Source organism: uncultured Comamonas sp., from assembly GCF_964277875.1.
In the GTDB taxonomy this organism is placed as follows: domain Bacteria; phylum Pseudomonadota; class Gammaproteobacteria; order Burkholderiales; family Burkholderiaceae_C; genus Comamonas; species Comamonas sediminis.
Window position 1 is genome coordinate 249,804 of record NZ_CAXYJV010000041.1, and the last position, 19,502, is coordinate 269,305.

A 19,502-nucleotide genomic window follows, 5' to 3' on the forward strand; every position below is an offset into this window, starting at 1 on the left:
TCCCCATGATGCAGATCCACCCCGTTCTTCAAGCGGTCACCGACCGCATCCGCGCCAAGAGCGCGGCTACGCGCAGCGACTATCTGGCCCAGCTGGACGCGATGGCCCAGCGGCCGCCGCAGATGCGCTCCATGGGCTGCGCCAATGTGGCCCATGCCGTGGCCGGTGTGCCTGCCAATGACAAGCTGCGCATTGTTGAGGTCAAGGGCCCGAATGTGGGCATTGTCACGGCCTACAACGATGTGCTGTCGGCCCATGCGCCGCTGCAGCGCTACCCCGACATCCTGAAGGACGAGGCGCGCAAGCACGGCGCCACCGCGCAGGTGGCAGGGGGTGTGCCCGCCATGTGCGACGGGGTGACCCAGGGCATGCCGGGCATGGAGCTGAGCCTGTTCAGCCGCGATGCGATTGCGATGGGCACCGCCGTGGCACTGACCCATGACACCTTTGATGCGGCGCTGATGCTCGGCGTCTGCGACAAGATTGTTCCTGGTTTGCTGATCGGTGCCTTGCATTTTGGCCATCTGCCGATGGTGTTTGTGCCCGCAGGGCCGATGACCTCGGGCCTGTCCAACAACGACAAGGCCAAGGTGCGCGAGCTGGCCGCCCAGGGCCTGGTGGGCCGCGAAAAGCTGCTGGAAGCCGAGATGGCCGCCTACCATGATGCGGGCACCTGCACCTTCTACGGCACGGCCAACAGCAACCAGATGCTGCTCGAGGCCATGGGCCTGCATGTGCCTGGCAATGCCTTCATCAACCCCGAAGATGGCGCGCGTGAGCTGCTGACCCGCGAGGCGATGCGCACGGTGCTCAATATCACTGCCGGCAAGCGCTTTGCGCCGATTGGCCGCATCGTCGACGAGCGCTGCATTGTCAACGCGATGGTGGCCTTGCTGGCCACCGGCGGCTCGACCAACCACCTGATCCACTGGGTGGCAGTGGCGCGGGCTGCGGGTATCGTCATCGACTGGAATGATTTCGAACAGCTGTCGTCGGTCGTGCCCCTGCTGGCACGCGTCTACCCCAATGGGGCAGCCGATGTGAACCAGTTCCAGGAGGCAGGCGGACCAGGCTATGTGATTGGCCAGCTGCTGGCGGCAGGCCTGATGCATGGCGATGTGCTGACGGTGCGCCCCGAGGGCCTGGCGGCTTACGCCAGTGTGCCGCGCGTCGAAGCGGGCCAACTGGTGTGGCAAGCGGCCACCGAATCGGGTGACGACAGCGTGCTGCGCCCCGTCAGCGCGCCTTTCAGTCCCACCGGAGGCCTCAAGCTGCTGACCGGCAACCTGGGCCGCAGCGTCATCAAGGTCAGCGCCGTGCCGCTCGATCGCCATGTGCTGCGCGCGCCTGCCTGGGTGTTTGACTCGCAGGACGCGCTGCAGGAAGCCTTCAAGTCGGGGGCGCTGGAGCAGGCCTGCCAGACCAATGGTCACAACGGCGTGGTCTGCGTGGTGCGCTGGCAGGGCCCGCAAGCCAATGGCATGCCCGAGCTGCACAAGCTGACGCCCCCATTGGCCGTGCTGCAAGGCAAGGGCTACCTGGTGGCTTTGGTGACCGATGGGCGCATGAGCGGCGCCTCGGGCAAGGTACCCGCTGCCATCCATGTGTCGCCTGAAGCACTGGCCGGCGGCCCTCTGGCCAAAATTGAGAGCGGCGATATGGTGCTGCTGGACGCTGAAACCGGTATCATGCAGGCCGAAGTGGATGCCGCCGTCTGGGAGGCACGCCCGCTTGCCACGATACCGGCCGAGCAGCTGCGCGCCAATGGCCGTGGTCTGGGCCGAGAACTGTTTGCCGGATTCCGGCGCAATGCGCTGAGCGCAGAAGAAGGAGCCTGCACATGGCTGAGCAACTGACCGCCTTGTCGATCATGCAAGATGCACCGGTGATCCCGGTGATCGTGCTGCGCGATGTCAACCACGCCGTGTCGATGGCCAAGGCCCTGGTCGCAGGCGGTATCCGGGTACTGGAAGTGACCTTGCGCACGCCCCAAGGCCTGCCCTCGATCGAAGCGATTGCCAAGGCCGTGCCGGAGGCGATCGTCGGCGCAGGTACCGTGCGCAATGCCGCCGATGCGCATGCGGCTGCAGCGGCCGGTGCCCGCTTTGCGGTCAGCCCTGGCTACACCTCCAGCGTCGGCCAAGCCTGCCGCGAGGCCCGTTTGCCGCTGCTGCCTGGCGTTGCCACCAGCAGCGAGATCATGCAGGCGCAGCAAGATGGCTTCCAGGAACTGAAGTTCTTCCCCGCGCTGCAAGCCGGGGGCATCAACATGCTCAAGGCCTGGCAGGGCCCCTTCGCCGAAGTGCGGTTTTGCCCGACCGGCGGCATCACGCCCACCAACGCGCCAGAGTTTCTGGCGTTGAAGAATGTCGTCTGCGTGGGAGGCTCCTGGCTGGTGCCCACCGATACCCTGGAGCGCGGCGACTGGGAACACATCACCTTGCTGGCGCGCGAAGCCGCTGGCTTGCGGCACAAGGGCTGACCGCGCAGCCGCAGGCGTGCGGATTAGCTGTGCGCCTGCTACCTACCCTGGCCCCTCTCAGGGCCTGCGGGCGCTGGAGGCCATGCCAAGCGCGATGCTGCCATGACTGGCTGCTGCAGCGCCATCTGCTTTCGCCCCGTTCTTGGATGACCAAGGCGGCGCAGCTGGGCATCGCGCCGCACAGCGCTGCCTGGTATGTGGTATTTGCCCAGCGACGCGAGTGCCGAGGGCGCAGGCTGCCCCCGTGGTGCCCTTATTCCTTGGACTGAGTCTGATCGCCATGGGAATGGCTGGAGGCATCTTCGGTCCACGCCTTGTAGCGGCCGGAATGCGGCTGGAACTGCTGTCCGGGAAACAGCGTTCGCTCGATATCGCGCAGTACCGTCATGCCCACACCATTGAGCTTGAGCAAGCGCTCGGGATATGCTTCGACCACCTGATCCACGGTGGTGATCGCGTGCCGCCCCAGGCTGTTGAGGGTTCTGCGAGAGAGCCTTTTGTTCAGGAGGAGTTCAGTGGCCATGGGATCATCAATCTATAAACAAAGCGGCAACGTCCGTCGTTGGAGTGAAGACAGGGGCCAGGCAACTGCTACTTCAGCGGGAGTTGCGATGCCCAAGCCTTTGCCCCAACGAGACAGGAATGGATACAAATCATGCTAAATCGCATTTTGTTATTCATTGATTCTATCAGCTTATAGCTAATTTGTAACTCAGAGGCGGGCGATTTCTGCCGATGAGAGATTGATTTGCGCCACATTAATGTAATTAAATGTATTTGTGCGCATATACTCAGCGATGTGCGGGGTGGAATGACCGCGTTTCTTCCCAGCGGTATTTTCCTCCTAAAAAAATGAATCTCCTGCGCAACTATCCTTTAACCAAACTGCAGGTAATGGCTGGGAGGGCCTGCCCAAGGACCAGAAAATCACAGGGTTTGCCTAGGGCTGTTGTCACCGCTGCGCTGGCCGGTGTTGGGTTATTAGGCAGGTCTATCATGCTATGTAATCCATAAAAACGGTTAAAGTAAGAATGGGCGGAGAGTATCAATATCCCTGGCTGCCCGCCGCGCGCTATCCGCGCCCTACCATTGTCTGGTTATGCCCGTTCGTAAAGCCTCGTCGTTGACGATCACCTTGATTTTGCCTTTTGTGATGCTGATCGCATTGCTGACCGGGGTGCTGGGCGTGCTGTGGTACTGGACGGGCAGCAAGACGGTCTCGATGCTGTCTCAGCAATTGATGGTGGAGATGGCCGAGCGCATCAGCCAGGCGGTGGACCGGCATGTCTTCAGTTCCGGCTCCATCATCGAGGCGAGCTTTCCGGCCGGTTTGCAGGCGCCTGGCCGGATCGAGGACGATATGCCTGCACTGCGCACCCGGCTGTGGGCGGCCACGTCGCTGACACAGCACCGGGGCGACTATGTCTACTACGGCAACCGCCATGGCCAGGGCATGGGCCTGCTGCGCCGCAATGCAACCCAGGCGGAGCTGCGCATCAAGCTCCATGCGCAGGACGTGCGCAGCCTCTACCTGCTGCCGGGGATTCAGGCCGAACCCATCTTTCTGTCCCAAGAGTCCCATCTGTTCGATCCGCGCACCCGTCCCTGGTACCGGCTTGCGCAGGGCGTGGCTGGCCATATCTGGACGCCTGTCTACATCGACTTCAATGCCAAGGACCTGGTGATGACGCGGGCGCGGCAGGTTTTTGGGCGGGACGGCCAGCCCGTTGGTGTGGTGGCCACCGATGTCTCGCTGAAGGAATTGCGGCTTTTTGTCGATGGCCTGCATTTGTCCGAAGGGGCACAGGCATTCCTCATGGAGCCCAATGGCGACCTGGTTGCCGGCACGGGCATGGACAATATCCGCCAGAGCGGTGAGCAGCCGCCCAGCCGGGTCAATGCTGCCAGCGCGGGCAATCCACTCTTGAAGGCGGTGTACCGGCAGCTGGTCAACGAGTTCTCGCAGTCCAACGAGGTGGCTCGCACGGCGCTGATCTTCGACGCCAAGGACCATGCGATCGAAGTGGCCTACCGCCGCGTCACCGATGAGGCGGGCCTGAACTGGCTGGCGGTGGTGGCCGTGCCGCACCAGCAGATGCTGGCTGGCATTCGCGTCCATGTCGTGCTGGTGGTCGCCTTGGGTTTGCTTGCACTGGGCAGTGCGCTGGCACTGGGGTTGCACATCTTTGGCGGTTTGGCCAAGGATATGCGCTCGCTCACCTATGCGGTGCGCCGTGTCGGGCAAGGTGAAATCGATGTACCGATCGGCGTGGAGCGCAACGACGAGATTGGCGAGCTGGCCAACAATGTCCACCATATGCGGCACCGCTTGTTTACGGATGCGCTCACCGGCGCTGCCAACCGCAGCGCGCTGAACCACATTCTGGAAACCCTGACCCGGCCCGGCAGCGGCAAGCCTGCCGTGTTCGCGATTCTCTTCATCGACCTGAACCAGTTCAAGCCGCTCAATGACCGCTGGGGCCATGACAACGGTGACCTGGCCCTGGTCGAGGTGGTGCAGCGCCTCAAGGAAGTACTGCGCAGCAACGATGTGCTGATACGCCTGGGTGGGGACGAGTTTGTCGCCGTGCTCCAGGGCGTCCACAGTGATACGCAGATCCAGGTGGTAAAAGCCAAGATCCTTGAAGCCCTCGCACCGGCGTTGCAGACGCTGAAGGGCTTGCCCGAGGGGGTGGTGGTTCACCTGGGCGCGTCCATCGGGCAGGCCATCTTTCCGGCCGATGGTGCCGATCCGCAAAGCCTGCTCAAGCACGCGGACCTGGACATGTACAAGAACAAGCAGCGCAGCGGCCACAGCCGTTGACCAGCACAATGGGCCGTTGAGGGCCTGGAAGCAGAAAAGCCAGGCAAGGGCCTGGCTTGGGGGTGTGAGGGGCCAGCTGTCAAGCGGCCCAGGGTCTGTTAACGCAGACCGCCACCTTCGCCACCTTCGGCACGTTGAATGAGTTCAATCTTGTAGCCATCAGGATCGGTCACAAAAGCGATCAACGTGGTGCCGCCTTTTACCGGGCCGGCTTCGCGGGTGACATTGCCGCCATTGGCCTTGATCTTTTCGCAAGCGGCGTACGCATCAGGCACGCCCAGCGCGATATGGCCATAGGCCGTGCCCAGGTCATAGCTCTCGGTGCCCCAGTTGTAGGTCAATTCGATCTCGGCCTGGCCGGGGTTGCCGCCGTCATAGCCGACAAAGGCCAGCGAATACTTGTATTCGGGGTTTTCCGAGGTGCGCAGCAGGCGCATACCCAGCACCTGGGTGTAGAAATCGATGGAGCGCTGGAGATTGCCAACGCGCAGCATGGTGTGCAAAAGACGCATGGGGTTTTCTTTCTTGTAAAGGCAGCGGCAGCGCTTGGCCGCCGCAGGGAAGAGGGCCGACCTTGTCGGTCTGTCCGGAACCATCTGAGTGTAGCGCTGCAACCAGCCGAGCCGCAGCCCACAAAGCACAACCCCTGCACGGGGCAGGGGTTGGAAGCAGAAGCGAGGCGGCGAGAATTACTCGACCTTGGCCTTTTCACGCAGCTCTTGCTGGTACTTCTGGATTTGTTGCTGGCGCAGTTGCTGCTCGATCTGGGGCTTGACTTCCTCGAACTTGGGCAGCTGTGCTTCACGCACATCGTCCACGCGGATGATGTGGTAGCCGAACTGGGTCTTGACGGGGGTGTCCGTCATCTGGCCCTTCTTCAGCTTGGTCATGGCTTCGGAGAACTCAGGCACGTAGTTGGCTGCATTGCCCCAGTCCAGATCGCCGCCGCGCTGGCCCGATCCAGGATCCTTGGATTCCTTCTTGGCCAGGTCTTCGAACTTGGCACCCTTCTTGATTTGGGCGATCAGCGCCTTGGCCTTGTCTTCGCTGTCCACCAGGATGTGGAAGGCATGGTATTCCTTGCCTTGGTTGGTGGCGACAAACTTGTCGTACTCGGCCTTGGCGGCAGCGTCAGAAATGGGGTGCGCCTTTTCGTAAGCGGCGAACAGCTCCTGGGTCAGGATGCCTTGGCGAGCCAGCTCGACCTGGCCCTTGAAGGACTCGGTCGCATCCAGGCCTTGGGCCTTGGCAGCCTGGGCATAGATTTCGCGCTCGATGATGGCTTCCTTGATCTGGCCTTCTTGCTCGGCACTCACAGGGCGGCCGCTGCGTTCCATTTGTTCCTTGAAGGTCTTCAGCAGAGACGAAGGCACGGGCTTGCCATTGACAACGCCAATGTTCTGGGCCACTGCGGGCAGCGCGGCTGAACCAAGCAGGGCAGCTGCAACCAGACCGGACAAGAGCTGTTTTTTCATGCGAAATCCAAATTGTTTATCTGTGAAGGAAATATACACCAGTGATTTCATTGTTTTGGTGTATTCAGGACTTCAATGGCAAGGGCATGTAAACCCGCGTCAATGAATGCTTGGAGCGCATCATACACAAGCCGGTGCTGGGCAATGCGTGATGTGCCAGTAAATAAGGGTGAAGCGATGCGCAACCGAAAATGGGTGCCAAAACCGCTGCCATTGGCACCGGCATGGCCGGCATGCAGACCGCTTTCGTCGATCACTTCCAACTGGGTGGGTGAGAGTTTGTCGCGCAGCACCGCTTCAATGGCGGTGGCGGTAATGTCCTGGGCTTGCATAGAGGAAAGGCAAAGATGGGCGCGGGTGTGTCAGCGGCAGCCATTGCGTTCAGCGCGATGCGCTGCCGGCCAGCGCCCGCGGTTGTCAGGGCTGGTCTTCCGGGTTGTGCTGGATGTGGCGGCTCAGGTACATGGCCTGGCCGAGCACGAAGACCAGCATCAGGCCCAGGCCGCCGAACATCTTGAAGGTGACCCAGGTGTCCAGGTCAAACTGGTAGGCCACCCAGATGTTGATGATGCCCATGACGGTGAAAAAAATGGCCCAGCTGTAGTTGACCGTGTTCCAGACAGGCTGGGGCAGTTGCACCTGCGAGGACATCAGCTTTTGTATCAGGTTGCGGTTGAAGAACCACTGGCCGCCCAGCAAAACGGCTGCCATCACCCAGTACAAGACGGTGGGCTTCCATTTGATGAAGGCCTCGTCGTGAAAGAGCAGCGTGGCACCGCCAAACACCACGATCACGCCCAGGCTGATCCACTGCATCGGCTCCACCTTGCCGACCTTGAAATGCAGGTAGGCAATTTGCGCAATGGTCGCAGCAATGGCCACCCCGGTGGCCACGAACACCCCCCAGACCTTGAACGCTGCGAAAAACAGCAGGATGGGGAAAAAATCAATCAAAAATTTCATATCAGGCGATGCGGGCTGTGCACGGCGTAGCTGAAAGCGGAGCACGATGCGGACAAGAAGGCAGGGCTTTGGTGCTTGTGTTTTGTTGAGTAGCGCGTCTGCGGGCAAGCCGCCAATGATACGCGAGCGGTTTTGCCGCCAGCTTAAGCTGGACTGAAGCCCCCGCCACGCTTTGCAGCGCTGTCAGAGCGCGTGCTGCTGCCAAAGTTCCACACCGCGCAAGCGGAAGCCAGGCGCCTGCTGCGCCCTGGGGTCATTCCTGCTTTTCAAAGTCCAGCGCGGCCGAGTTCATGCAGTAGCGCAGGCCGGTAGGCTGGGGGCCGTCCGGGAATACATGGCCCAGATGGGCACCGCACTGGGCGCAGACTGTCTCGACCCGCACCATGCCATGGCTGCGGTCCACGTTTTCCTGAATCGCGCCGGGGATGGCTTCGGAGAAGCTGGGCCAGCCACAGCCAGCATCAAACTTGGTGTCGCTGTCAAACAGCTTGGCACCGCAACAGATGCAGTGGTAGCTGCCATCGGCCCAGTGGGCCTCGTACTTGCCGGTAAACGGGCGTTCGGTAGCGGCATGCCGGGTGACCTGGTACGCCACTGGTTCGGCTTGTTTGGATGCGAGTTCGGCCTGCCATTGGGCATCCGATTTTTGGACAGGAAAGCTCATGATGAACAGCTGATTTCGATATGTTGCGCCCAGTCGGGCGGGAGGGCGGCCAGGTCTTCGCAGCCCGGATGCTCCGCATATGGTGTCGCCAGCACGGTTTGCAAGCGGGCAAACGGTGCCCAGTCCCCCTGCTGGGCGGCGGTAATGGCTTGCTGGCCCAGGTGGTTGCGCAGCACATAGCGGGGATTGGCGGCAAACATGCGTGCGGCGGTGGCCGTCGCATCGCCGGGCTGCAGCAGCGCCTGGTACTGCTCACGCCAGGTCTCAAACGCGGCATCGCCATCAAACCAATGGGCCAGCGCCGGCAGGCTGTCATCGGCCACCGCTTGCGACAGCGCGCGCCAGAACAGGCTGTAGTCGGTGCGGTGCTGCTGCATCAGCGCCAGCAAGGGGTTGACCACGCCGGCCACGGCTTCGGGCGCCGTGCTGCGGGCAGGGTCAAGGCCCAGCTTGGCGCCCAGCGCCCGCTGCATCGCAGGCTCCAGCGCGGTTTTGTAGCGCTCCAACGCGGCCAGGGTGGTGGCTTCGTCGCCGATCAACGGCAGCAGCGCCTGGCCCAGGCAGAACAGGTTCCAGTACGCCACCTGCGGCTGGCGGGCAAAGGCATAGCGGCCGCCGGTATCGCTGTGGTTGCAGATGTGGTTGGCGTCGTAGTGGTCCAGAAACTGGAAGGGGCCGTAGTCGATCGTCAGGCCCAGGATGCTCATGTTGTCGGTGTTCATCACGCCATGGCAAAAGCCATGGGCCTGCCACAGCGCAATCATGCGTGCGGTGCGCTCGGCCACCTCAGCCAAAAACGCGGCATAGCGCTCGGCGCTGCCGCTGGCGTGTTGGGCAACATCCGGCATGTAGCGCTCCACCACATAGTCCGCCAGCTTGCGCAGGCTGTCCTGGTCATCGCGGGCCGCAAAATGCTCAAAATGGCCAAAGCGCACAAAACTGGGCGCTACGCGGGCCACGACGGCAGCGGTTTCCACGGTCTCGCGGTAAATCGGCTGCGGCGAGGTCACCAGCGACAGCGCTCGCGTGGTCGGCACGCCCAGGCCATGCATCGCTTCGCTGCACAGGTACTCGCGGATCGACGAGCGCAGCACCGCGCGCCCGTCTCCCATGCGGGAATAGGGCGTCTTGCCTGCGCCTTTGAGTTGCAGCTCCAGCCCCTGCGGGGCCGCCGGGGAGCGGATCTCACCCAGCAGTATGGCCCGGCCATCACCCAGCTGCCCGGCCCAGTGGCCAAACTGGTGGCCGCTGTAGACGCTGGCCAGCGCATCCATGCCCGGCAGCAGCGCATTGCCGCCCAGCACCTCGGTGGCTTCGCTGCCCCTCAGCCATTCGGGGCGCAGGCCCATCTGCTGGGCGAGCGCGTCATTGCGGGCGTGCATCGCCAGCGCCGGCATCGGTGTGGGCTGCAGACGCGTGTAAAAGACCGGGGGCAGACCGGCAAAGCCGTTGTGCCATTGGGCACCGGGCTGCAATGCAGAATCGGCTGCTGCAGGCGTGGATGCGGGGCCTGCGGCGGCAACCGGGCGGGAAGACATGCTTGAATCCATGCAGCCATTGTCTGCCTTGCAGCTTTCCCCGGGTGGCGCTGTGTCTATATACCAAGTCTGGCTTCTTGGGCCGATCCAGTGCGGCGGCGCAACATTATTTGACCCTGCCCCGGGCGCAAAACCGCCGCACCCTGCGCTTTTGTCTCTGGTGGGCCGGGAGGGCACGGTATTATGTCGGCCTGAGTTCTACCGCTTGGTTCATCAGAAAAGATCCCTGGGCCATCCGGCACTTGCCCGGCATGCCTGGCCAGCCCTGTTTTGCGCGGGCCTGCCGGTGTGCGACAGCGTATCGCAGGTGATTGCCGCCCATCCAAGAGAAAACGAGCACTGTGCGCCTCAATTCCATCAAGCTTGCTGGCTTCAAATCGTTTGCGGAGCCCACCAATTTCATGCTGCCAGGGCAACTGGTGGGCGTGGTCGGCCCCAATGGCTGCGGCAAGTCCAACATCATGGATGCGGTGCGCTGGGTGCTGGGCGAGTCCAAGGCCAGTGAATTGCGCGGCGAGTCGATGCAGGATGTGATCTTCAATGGCACGACGCACCGCAAGCCGGCCAGCCGCTCCAGTGTGGAGCTGGTGTTTGACAACAGCGACCACCGCGCCGGCGGCCAGTGGAGCCAGTACACCGAAATCGCCGTCAAGCGGGTGCTCACGCGCGACGGCAGCAGCAGCTATTTCATCAACAACATGCCGGTGCGCCGGCGCGATGTGCAGGATGTGTTCCTGGGCACCGGCCTGGGCCCGCGCGCCTACGCCATCATTGGCCAGGGCACCATCAGCCGCATCATCGAGTCGCGCCCCGAAGAGCTGCGCCTGTTCCTGGAAGAAGCAGCCGGCGTCTCCAAGTACAAGGAGCGCCGCCGCGAGACCGAGAACCGCCTCAACGACACGCGCGAAAACCTGACCCGGGTCGAAGACATTCTGCGTGAGCTCAATGCCAACCTCGACAAGCTGGAAAAGCAGGCCGAGGTAGCCGCCAAATACAACGCGCTCAATGCCAGCGCCACCCTGAAGCAGCACCAGCTGTGGTTCCTCAAGCGCAGCGATGCCGAGCAGGAGCAGGAGAAGGTGCGCATCGAAGGCCTCAAGGCGGTCAATGACCTGGAATCGCGCATGGCCGATCTGCGCCATGTCGAGGCGGACCTGGAAACCATCCGCCAGTCGCACTATGCTGCCGGCGACACCGTGAACCAGGCGCAGGGCAAGCTCTATGAAGCCACCGCCGAAGTCGGCCGGCTCGAAGCCGAAATCCGCTATGTGGTCGAAGGCCGCCAGAGGGTGGAGAACCGCCTGGTGCAACTGGCCGAGCAGATTGCGCAGTGGACGATACGCAAGGACGAGTCCGAGGCCGAGCTGGAAAACCTGGCTGGCCAGGGTATGGATGCGGAAGAGCGCGCCGAGATGCTGGCGGCCCAGCTCGAAGAGCAAAACCTGCAACTGCCCGATATGGAGGAAGCGCTGCGCCTGGCCCAGCAGCGCGCCAACGAGCAGCGCAGCTCCGTCACCCAGGTGCAGCAGCAGATCCAGGTGCTGGCCGCCGAGCAGCGCAGCCTGAACGAACAAAGCCGTGGCCTGGAGGTACGCAGCGAGCGCCTGCGCAGCGACCGCAATGCGATGGCCGCGCCCGACGAGACCCGCCTGGCCAACCTGCAGCAGCAAAACGAGGAAGCCGCCGAGGCCGCCGAGATCGCCGAAGGGCGGCTGCTGGAGCTGCAGGACAGTGTGCCCCAGCTCGATGAAGCGCGGCGCAGCAAGCAGCAGCAGGTGAACCAGGAAGGCGCCAAGCAGGCCGATCTGTCGGCACGGCTCGATGCCCTCAAGGCGCTACAGGAAAAGGTCAAGACCGACGGCAAGCTGCAGCCCTGGCTGGCCAAGCATGGGCTCGATGGCCTGCAAGGCCTGTGGAGCCGCATCCAGGTGGAGCCGGGCTGGGAAAACGCACTGGAAGCTGCACTGCGCGAGCGGCTGGCGGCATTGGAAGTCAGCCGCCTGGATATGGTGCGTGGATTCTTGGGCGCCGGTGCCCAGGATGCACCGCCGGCGCGCCTGGCCTTTTACAGCGTGCCGCAAGCACCAGCCGCTGCCCCTGCGGGCAAACTGGCGCAGCTGTCCGACCTGCTGCGTGTGCATGATGCCGGCCTGCGTGCCGTGCTGGTCGACTGGCTCTGCGGCTGCTACACCTGCCCGAGCCTGGACGAGGCGCTGGCCCAGCGCAGCCGTCTGCAGGCCGGCGAAACCATTTTTGTGCCGACCGGCCACTCCGTCAGCCTGCACAGCGTGAGCTTTTATGCGCAGGACTCCGAGCAGTCCGGCATGCTGGCACGGGCCCAGGAAATCGAGCATCTGGAAAAAGAACTGCGCGCCCAATCGCTGATCGGCGAAGAGGCGCGCAACGCGCTGGTGCGTGCCGAGAGTGCCTATGCCGATGCCTCGCAGCGCCTGGTGGCGGTGCGTGCGGAGGCTGCCCAGACCCGCAACCGTGCCCATGAGCTGCAGGTGGAGACCTTGCGCCTGACCCAGTTGGCCGAGCAGGCCCGGGCCCGCGCGGCCCAGATCGACACCGACCTGGGCGAAGTGGTGCAGCAGCTCGAAGAGATCCAGGAGCGCCGGATTGCGGCCGAGGCCCGCTTTGAAGAGCTGGACATGCAGCTGGCCGACAGCCAGGAGCGCCATGCCCAGTTCGATGAAACCGTCTACGAGTCCGAGCGCAAGCTGGCCAGCGCCCGCGAGCAGCTGCGCGCGCTCGAGCGCCAGTCGCAGGAAGCGGTGTTTGGCCAGCGCAGCATGGAAGCGCGCCGCGCCGAGCTCCACCGCACGATGGAAACGGCGATGCAGCAGGCCAAGGCCCTCGGAGATGAACAGCTGCGCGCGCAGGAAGAGCAAAAACGCCTTAATGATGCGGCAGCGCAGGGGGGGCTGCAGGATGCGCTGAACCTCAAGATGGAGCGCGAAAAGGACCTGGCCGCACGCCGCAGCGAATACGATGACCTGACGGCCCGGCTGCGCAGCAGCGATGAGCGCCGCCAGCAGTTTGAGCGCGAGCTGCAGCCGCTGCGCGACCGGATCACCGAGTTCAAGCTCAAGGAGCAGGCCGCGCAACTGGGCCTGGAGCAGTACACGACCTTGCTGCAGGAGGCCCAGGCGGATCTGGACGTTATCGCCGCGTCGGTCAAGGATGGGCAGGTGCGCCTGACCGGACTGCAGGGCGACATCGACCGCCTGCACCGCGAGATCGAAGCGCTGGGTGCCGTCAACCTGGCTGCCCTGGATGAGTTGAACCATGCCCGCGAGCGCAAGACCTTCCTCGACTCGCAGATGGAAGACCTGACCCAGGCCATGACGACCCTGGAAGACGCCATCAAGAAGATCGATGCCGAAACCCGGCAACTGCTCTCGGGCACCTTCGACACCGTCAACAGCCACTTCGGCCGCATGTTCCCGGAGCTGTTTGGTGGCGGGCAGGCCAAGCTGATCATCACCGGCGACGAGATTCTGGACTCGGGTGTGCAGGTGATGGCGCAGCCGCCCGGCAAGAAGAACCAGACCATCCACCTGCTCTCGGGCGGCGAGAAAGCGCTGACCGCGATTGCGCTGGTGTTCGCGATCTTCCAGCTCAACCCGGCGCCCTTCTGTCTGCTCGATGAGGTGGACGCGCCGCTGGACGATGCCAACACCGAGCGCTACGCCAAGCTGGTCGCCTCGATGAGCCGGGGCACGCAGTTCCTCTTCATCAGCCACAACAAGATCGCGATGGAGATCGCGCAGCAACTGATTGGTGTGACAATGCAGGAACAGGGCGTCTCGCGCATTGTGGCTGTGGATATGGAGTCTGCGTTGTCGATGGCGGATTCGGCGTGATAGATTTTTAGAACGAAAACGTATGAGTAATTTTCAACTGGCGTTGGTGATCACCTTTGGGGTCATTCTGGTTTTGTACATCGCCTACAACACCTGGTCGGCGCGCCGCAACGAGCCCAAGAAACCCCGGCCCGAGGAGCCCGGCCAGAGCGGCGACTCCGAGCTGCGCTACGAACCCGGCTTTGATGGCCGGGCCGCATCGGCAGCTACCGGTGACCCGGTCCTCGACGCCCAACTGGGCGGCCAGGGTCCCCGCCTGAGCGGTCACAGTGCCGATGCCTTTGGTGCAGGCGCGGTGGCGCGCAGCGGCAACCCCGGCACCTTTCTGGGCGACCGCCAGCAGATCCTCGATCCCCTCACCGATGCGATTGCCACCATTCATACGGACGGCATCGTCTCGGGCAATGCCGCGATTGCGGCGATGCCCAGCAGCTTTCGCGCAGGCAACAAGGCCTTCAACATCGAGGGCCTGAATGAAACCAGCCAGACCTGGGAGCTGCCGCGCGCCGGTGCCCGCTACACCGGTTTTCAGGCCGGCGTGCAGCTGGCCAACCGCCATGGCCCGATGAACGAGATCGAGTTTTCCGAATTCGTCACCAAGGTCCAGCAGTTTGCCGACAGTATCGGTGCGGCGTACGACACGCCCGACATGCTGCAGGAAGTGGCCCGCGCCCGCGAGCTCGACGCCTTTGCGAGCGAGCATGATGCGCAGCTGGCCTTCATGCTGCGCGCCAAACGCGCCTCCTGGAGTCCCGGCTATGTGGCCCAGGTGGCGGCCAAGCATGGCTTTGTGCCCGCAGGCCCTGGCCGCATGGTGATGCCCTCGGGCATCGAGCAGATGCCCGCGATCCTGGCGCTGACCTACGACGCGCAGGCGGCACTGGCCGACGACCCGGAGGCCAGCGCCTTGCGCGATGTGCTGCTGAGCCTGGATGTGCCGCATGTGGCCCGCAGCGAAAAGCCTTTCGACAAGATGCGCGCCGCCGCCGAAGCGCTTTGCGCAGAGATGGACGGCGTCATCTGCGACCAGAATGGCACGCCGCTGCCGATCATGGTGGTCGACCCGATCGCGCAGGATCTGGAGAACCTCTACGACCAGCTCGAACTGCGCGATCTGGCCGCCGGCTCGCTGGCCGCACGGCGCCTTTTCAGCTAAGCCTCGTACCTTTTTTCGCAAAGGCTGCCGGTGCAGCCTTTTTGCATTCTGGCTGCTGCTGTTTACGCGATGGCGATGCGGCTTTGGTCGTATAGTCGCAGGCATCAGACCAGGCAGGGCCCCGCGCTTTGCCAGATTTTCGGAGTCAAGCCACATGGCTGAGAATATTGATCTTTTTGCCTCGCCCGCCAGCGGTACCCCGCAGGATGCTGCTGCCGAGGTGCAGGCCTTGCGCGCGCAACTGGTGCAGTGGGCGCATGAATACTATGTGCAAGACGCGCCCACGGTGCCCGATGGCGAGTATGACCGGGTCTACCAGCGGCTCGAAGCGCTGGAAAAGGCCCACCCCGAGCTGCACAGTCCGGACTCGCCCACGCAGCGTGTGATCGGCGCCATTCTCGAGGGGCTGACCCCGGTTCGCCATGCGGTGCCGATGCTGAGCATCCGCACCGAAACCGACAATGAAGCCAGCGGCGCGCAAGCCTTCGATGCACGCATCCGCAAGGAGCTGGGCCTGGACCCCGGTGACCCGCCGGTCGAGTATGTGGCCGAGCCCAAATTTGATGGCCTGGCGATGAACCTGCGCTACGAGGCGGGGCGCCTGGTGCAGGCCACCACGCGCGGCGATGGTGAAGTGGGCGAGGACGTCACCCACAATATCCGCACCATCCGCCAGATACCGCTGCAGCTGCGCGCCGATGCCGCGGTGCCGCCGGTGCTGGAAGTGCGCGGCGAGGTGTATATGCGCCGCGATGATTTTGATGCCCTCAACCGCAAGCAGGAGGCCGCTGGCGGCAAGACCTTTGTCAACCCGCGCAACGCAGCAGCCGGCGCAGTGCGCCAACTCGATTCGAACATCACCGCCCAGCGCCCGCTGTCCTTCTTTGCCTATGGCCTGGGCGAGGTCACCTCGGTGGCCCAAGGCGGCATGCAGTGGGACAGCCACTACGCGATGCTGATGCAGCTGCGCGCCTGGGGCTTTCCGGTCGCGCCCCAGGTCTGTGTGGCCAAGGGTGCCGATGAGCTGGTTGCGTTTCACCAGCGCATGGGCGCCGAGCGTGCCAACCTGGGCTACGAGATCGACGGTGTGGTCTACAAGGTCAACAGCCGCGCGCTGCAGCTGGAGCTGGGCTTTGTCAGCCGCGAGCCGCGCTGGGCCGTGGCCCATAAGTACCCGGCCCAGGAGATGGTCACGCGTCTGGAGGGCATCGAGGTCCAGGTGGGCCGCACCGGCAAGCTCACGCCAGTGGCCCGGTTGGCGCCCGTGTTTGTCGGTGGCGTCACCGTCACCAATGCCACCTTGTCCAATGTGTTCGACATCCGCAAGAAAGGGGTGCGCGTTGGTGACGACGTCATCGTGCGGCGGGCCGGGGATGTGATTCCGGAGGTCGCCGGGCGGGTGCCTGGCGTGCGCCCGCAGTATGTGCCCAATTTCTCGATGCCCAGCCAATGCCCGGTCTGCGGCAGCGACGTGGTGCGCGAGAAAGGCGAGGCCAACCACCGATGCACCGGTGGCCTGTTCTGCGTGGCGCAGCGCAAGGAGGCGATCCTGCACTACGCGCACCGCCGCGCGATGGATATCGAAGGCCTGGGCGACAAGCTGGTCGATCAGCTGGTGGACAGCGGTGTGATCCGCAGCCTGCCCGACCTCTACAAACTGGGTATTGCGACCTTGTCAGGCCTGGAGCGCATGGCAGAGAAGTCCGCACAGAATGTGCTGGCCGCGCTGGAGTCGTCGAAGAAAACCACACTGGCGCGCTTTGTGTTTGGCCTGGGCATCCGCCATGTGGGCGAGTCCACCGCCAAGGACCTGGCCAAGCACTTTGGCGTGCTGGACGCGATCATGGATGCCTCGGTCGAAGAGCTGCTGCAGGTGAATGACGTGGGGCCGGTGGTGGCCAACAGCCTGCACACCTTTTTTGCGCAGCCACACAACCGCGAAGTGGTTGAGCAGCTGCGCGCTGCGGGCGTTCACTGGGACGAAGCGGTGCCTGCCGAAAAGCCCGCGCAGATCCTGGCCGGCATGACGGTGGTGCTGACCGGCACGCTGCCCACCATGGGCCGTGATGAGGCCAAAGACCTGCTGGAAGCTGCAGGCGCCAAGGTCTCTGGCTCGGTCAGCAAGAAGACCCATTACCTGGTGGCCGGCGCCGATGCCGGCAGCAAACTGAGCAAGGCGCAGGAGCTGGGAGTGACCGTGCTGGACGAGGCCGCGATGCTGCGGCTTTTGCAACATGGAGCGCCTTGAGTTGCCGGAAGGTTGGAGCGCGATGGCGCTGCACTGGCTTGCTATCTCGCGCCACACGGAGCAGGGATAGGGACATTCTCCGACATCGGCGCCTGCCAGATGTCAATACGATGAAAAACGCCAGTGGCTGCCATCCGGCGGCCCTGCTTTTTTTATGCAGAGGAGATGCCGTGAGCTATACCCTGAGACAAGTTCAGACCTTGCTGACCAAGCCGGAGCTGGAGCTGTTCCAAGCCAGCCGTGCCAATGCGATCAAGGAGCTGACCGAGCGTCAGCTCAGCAGCAAAATCACCCGCACCCGTACCTTGCGCGCCAAGTACCGCGATCTCTACCAGCGCCAGACGGTGAAAACCCAGAAAGGGCCAGCGGCTGCGCGTCGGCCCGCTGGCAATGACAACAACCGCACCGAAGTGAAGGCCGATGTCATGCAAGAGGTGCTGGGCCGTTTCGAAGAGCGCCTCGCCAAGGTACAGGCCGATGCCACGAAAGCGGCTGCCAAGACCGCCGCTGTGAAAACCAGCAAGCCCGCGCCCGCAAAGAGCGCTGCCAAAAAGCCCGCTGCTGCGGCCAAGACAACCGCAGCAGCTGCTCCACGCAAGAAAGCGGCCAAGTCCGCCACCAAGGCATCCCCTGCCGAGGCGGTCAAAGCCGCTGCAGTGAAGAAAGCCAGCGGCGCTCGCAAGGCTGCCTCCAAGGCCGCTGTGAAGAAAACCGCCTCGTCGTCTGCGGCTCCGGCCAAAGCGTCAAAGACCGCAGCGAACACTCCGAAAGTGGCCGGCAACGCAACGGCTGCAGCACAAGGGGCAGTGCCCACCACACAACCAGCAGCGGCCAGCCGGGGCAACCCCATCAAAGCCAAGCCGGTCAACAAGAAGATCCAGGCCAGTGGCCAGTCCCGCACCCAGGCCGCGCAGGCCAAGCGCGACAGCCGCTGACCGCACACAAAAGCGATGAAAAAGGCCGTACCTCCTGCGCAGGGGGTTACGGCCTTTTTAGGGGGTTCCGACGGGGGGGCATGGGCCCGGCGGGCCCAGCGCTCGTCAGCGTCAGGGTTTCTGTTTTTTGGCAGGCGCACTGGGGGCGGCTGCAGGTTGCTGTGCTTTGGCATACGCTTTAGCCATCATCTCGCGCAGCATGGCCGAACTCGATTGCTGCATCATGCGGTTGATGTCGGCTTGCTTGCTTTGCATCAGCTGGGCGTGGGGCGACTGGGGTCCCTGGTCCAGCAGCGATTGCAGCTGCGCTTCGTTGAAATTCTGCGCATAGGCGGTAGCCAGCTGCGTGTCCCAGCGCTTTTGGTAGTCCGCCGCGACCGAGCGCGTGGCAGCAATCATGGCCTGGCCGGCCTGCTGCTGGCCCACCTTGTCGATCAAGGCCTGGTATTCGGGCGACTTGGCAGCAATCTGCAAGCCTACTTGGGGCAGGCTGTGGCCGAGCTTGTATTTCTCGACCAGCGCCAGTGCCAGGTCTTGCAGTTTGGCGGCGTGCGCGAGACTGGGCAGCCAGGCGCTGCCGGCGGCCACGGCGGGCAGGAGCAGGCCGCCAAGCAGGCGGCGTCGGGCCGAGGAGGTGCGGGCAAAGTAAGAGGCCATGGGAGGCACTTGAGTCAGGAAACGGTCGGGACAGCGGAGGCTTCGGCCGGCTGGGGCGGTACCAAGGGGCCGGGCGGCGTTTCCAGATCGATCACATGGATGCCGAATGCCCCGCGCCTGCGGTCTTCGAAATAGCGCTGCAGGGTGACCTTGACGGTGCGAAAGGCAATATCGTCCCAGGGGATGTCGGCTTCGCTGAAGAGGCGGGCCTCCATGGTCTCCCAGCCGGGGTTGAATGTGGTGCTTTGGAGCTGTGCCAGATAGAACAGATGCACTTGCCCGACATGCGGCACGTTGACCAGCGAGAACAGCGTGCCCATCTTGATGTCGGCGCCAGCTTCTTCCTCGGTCTCGCGCTCGGCGCCCTGGCCGGTGGTTTCGTCCAGCTCCATAAAGCCGGCTGGCAAGGTCCAGTAGCCTTTGCGCGGTTCAATATTGCGCAGACACAGCAGCACCTTGTCATCCATGTATGGAATGGTGCCCACCACGTTCAGCGGATTTTCGTAATGGACGGTATGGCAGGCCGGGCAGATCGCGCGGATCTTGGTATCGCCGTCATCGGGCAGGCGGTGCTCAACCTTGGTGCCGCAGCGGCGGCAATAATCAACGGGGGCGCGAGAGGTCATGCGGTCTATTGTGCGTCAAGCCCGCGTTGCTCGCGGCAACGGGCGAAAAAAAGCGCCACCGCAGT

16 protein-coding genes are annotated in these 19,502 nt (G+C 63.5%); 7 read left to right on the forward strand and 9 right to left on the reverse strand.

Annotation, left to right across the window (positions count from 1 at the left end):
• Window positions 1-8: 8 nt before the first annotated feature.
• Window positions 9-1,856: a phosphogluconate dehydratase gene (gene edd / locus ACHWUQ_RS16650; RefSeq protein ID WP_394681838.1), complete on the forward strand. Its 1,848-nt coding sequence runs from the start codon at window positions 9-11 to the stop codon at window positions 1,854-1,856.
• Window positions 1,841-2,482 (forward strand): bifunctional 4-hydroxy-2-oxoglutarate aldolase/2-dehydro-3-deoxy-phosphogluconate aldolase, encoded by a 642-nt coding sequence (gene eda, locus ACHWUQ_RS16655; protein WP_312457918.1) that lies wholly within the window; start codon window positions 1,841-1,843, stop codon window positions 2,480-2,482. Before edd ends, eda begins: the two co-directional genes overlap by 16 nt.
• Window positions 2,483-2,735: 253 nt before the next feature.
• Here the strand turns inward: eda and ACHWUQ_RS16660 are convergent, their stop codons facing one another.
• Window positions 2,736-3,005, reverse strand: a complete 270-nt coding sequence (locus tag ACHWUQ_RS16660; RefSeq protein WP_312528482.1) for a DNA-directed RNA polymerase subunit alpha C-terminal domain-containing protein — start codon at window positions 3,003-3,005, stop codon at window positions 2,736-2,738.
• Window positions 3,006-3,581: 576 nt separating this feature from the next.
• Here ACHWUQ_RS16660 and ACHWUQ_RS16665 point away from each other — a divergent pair.
• Window positions 3,582-5,306 carry a diguanylate cyclase domain-containing protein gene (locus tag ACHWUQ_RS16665; protein ID WP_394681808.1) on the forward strand — a complete coding sequence of 575 codons (1,725 nt, stop codon included), beginning with the start codon at window positions 3,582-3,584 and terminating at the stop codon, window positions 5,304-5,306.
• Between the two features lie 98 nt (window positions 5,307-5,404).
• Here ACHWUQ_RS16665 and gloA read toward each other — a convergent pair whose 3' ends face one another.
• From gloA to ACHWUQ_RS16695, 6 genes are all read right to left on the reverse strand, one after another.
• A complete protein-coding gene (gene gloA / locus ACHWUQ_RS16670) occupies window positions 5,405-5,818 on the reverse strand; it encodes a lactoylglutathione lyase (protein WP_394681809.1) in 414 nt (137 codons plus the stop codon).
• A gap of 177 nt (window positions 5,819-5,995) precedes the next feature.
• Entirely contained in the window at window positions 5,996-6,781 is a 786-nt protein-coding gene (locus ACHWUQ_RS16675; RefSeq protein ID WP_239811937.1) for a peptidylprolyl isomerase, read from the reverse strand.
• Between the two features lie 47 nt (window positions 6,782-6,828).
• On the reverse strand, window positions 6,829-7,113 hold the full coding sequence (locus ACHWUQ_RS16680) for a BolA family transcriptional regulator (protein ID WP_230777223.1): 285 nt from the start codon (window positions 7,111-7,113) through the stop codon (window positions 6,829-6,831).
• An 85-nt stretch (window positions 7,114-7,198) separates the two neighbouring features.
• On the reverse strand, window positions 7,199-7,744 hold the full coding sequence (locus ACHWUQ_RS16685) for a septation protein A (protein ID WP_394681810.1): 546 nt from the start codon (window positions 7,742-7,744) through the stop codon (window positions 7,199-7,201).
• A gap of 253 nt (window positions 7,745-7,997) precedes the next feature.
• Complete coding sequence (msrB, locus tag ACHWUQ_RS16690) at window positions 7,998-8,408, reverse strand: peptide-methionine (R)-S-oxide reductase MsrB (RefSeq protein WP_394681811.1); 411 nt, start codon at window positions 8,406-8,408, stop codon at window positions 7,998-8,000.
• Window positions 8,405-9,946, reverse strand: coding sequence for a YdiU family protein (locus ACHWUQ_RS16695; RefSeq protein ID WP_394681812.1), 1,542 nt, complete (start codon window positions 9,944-9,946; stop codon window positions 8,405-8,407). The genes msrB and ACHWUQ_RS16695 overlap by 4 nt, the downstream gene beginning before the upstream one ends.
• A gap of 341 nt (window positions 9,947-10,287) precedes the next feature.
• On the opposite strand from ACHWUQ_RS16695, the gene smc reads away from it, so the two are divergent.
• The 4 genes from smc (at window position 10,288) to ACHWUQ_RS16715 (ending at window position 18,154) form a co-directional block, all read left to right on the forward strand.
• Complete coding sequence (smc, locus tag ACHWUQ_RS16700; protein ID WP_394681813.1) at window positions 10,288-13,815, forward strand: chromosome segregation protein SMC; 3,528 nt, start codon at window positions 10,288-10,290, stop codon at window positions 13,813-13,815.
• 22 nt (window positions 13,816-13,837) lie between these two features.
• Complete coding sequence (locus tag ACHWUQ_RS16705) at window positions 13,838-14,971, forward strand: cell division protein ZipA C-terminal FtsZ-binding domain-containing protein (RefSeq protein ID WP_239811943.1); 1,134 nt, start codon at window positions 13,838-13,840, stop codon at window positions 14,969-14,971.
• 154 nt (window positions 14,972-15,125) lie between these two features.
• A complete protein-coding gene (gene ligA / locus ACHWUQ_RS16710; RefSeq protein ID WP_312835785.1) occupies window positions 15,126-17,219 on the forward strand; it encodes an NAD-dependent DNA ligase LigA in 2,094 nt (697 codons plus the stop codon).
• A gap of 170 nt (window positions 17,220-17,389) precedes the next feature.
• Window positions 17,390-18,154 carry a hypothetical protein gene (locus tag ACHWUQ_RS16715; protein WP_369459308.1) on the forward strand — a complete coding sequence of 255 codons (765 nt, stop codon included), beginning with the start codon at window positions 17,390-17,392 and terminating at the stop codon, window positions 18,152-18,154.
• Between the two features lie 111 nt (window positions 18,155-18,265).
• Here the strand turns inward: ACHWUQ_RS16715 and ACHWUQ_RS16720 are convergent, their stop codons facing one another.
• Window positions 18,266-18,811 carry a hypothetical protein gene (locus ACHWUQ_RS16720; protein WP_394681814.1) on the reverse strand — a complete coding sequence of 182 codons (546 nt, stop codon included), beginning with the start codon at window positions 18,809-18,811 and terminating at the stop codon, window positions 18,266-18,268.
• Window positions 18,812-18,825: 14 nt separating this feature from the next.
• On the reverse strand, window positions 18,826-19,437 hold the full coding sequence (locus ACHWUQ_RS16725; RefSeq protein ID WP_394681815.1) for an NUDIX hydrolase: 612 nt from the start codon (window positions 19,435-19,437) through the stop codon (window positions 18,826-18,828).
• Window positions 19,438-19,502 lie beyond the last annotated feature (65 nt).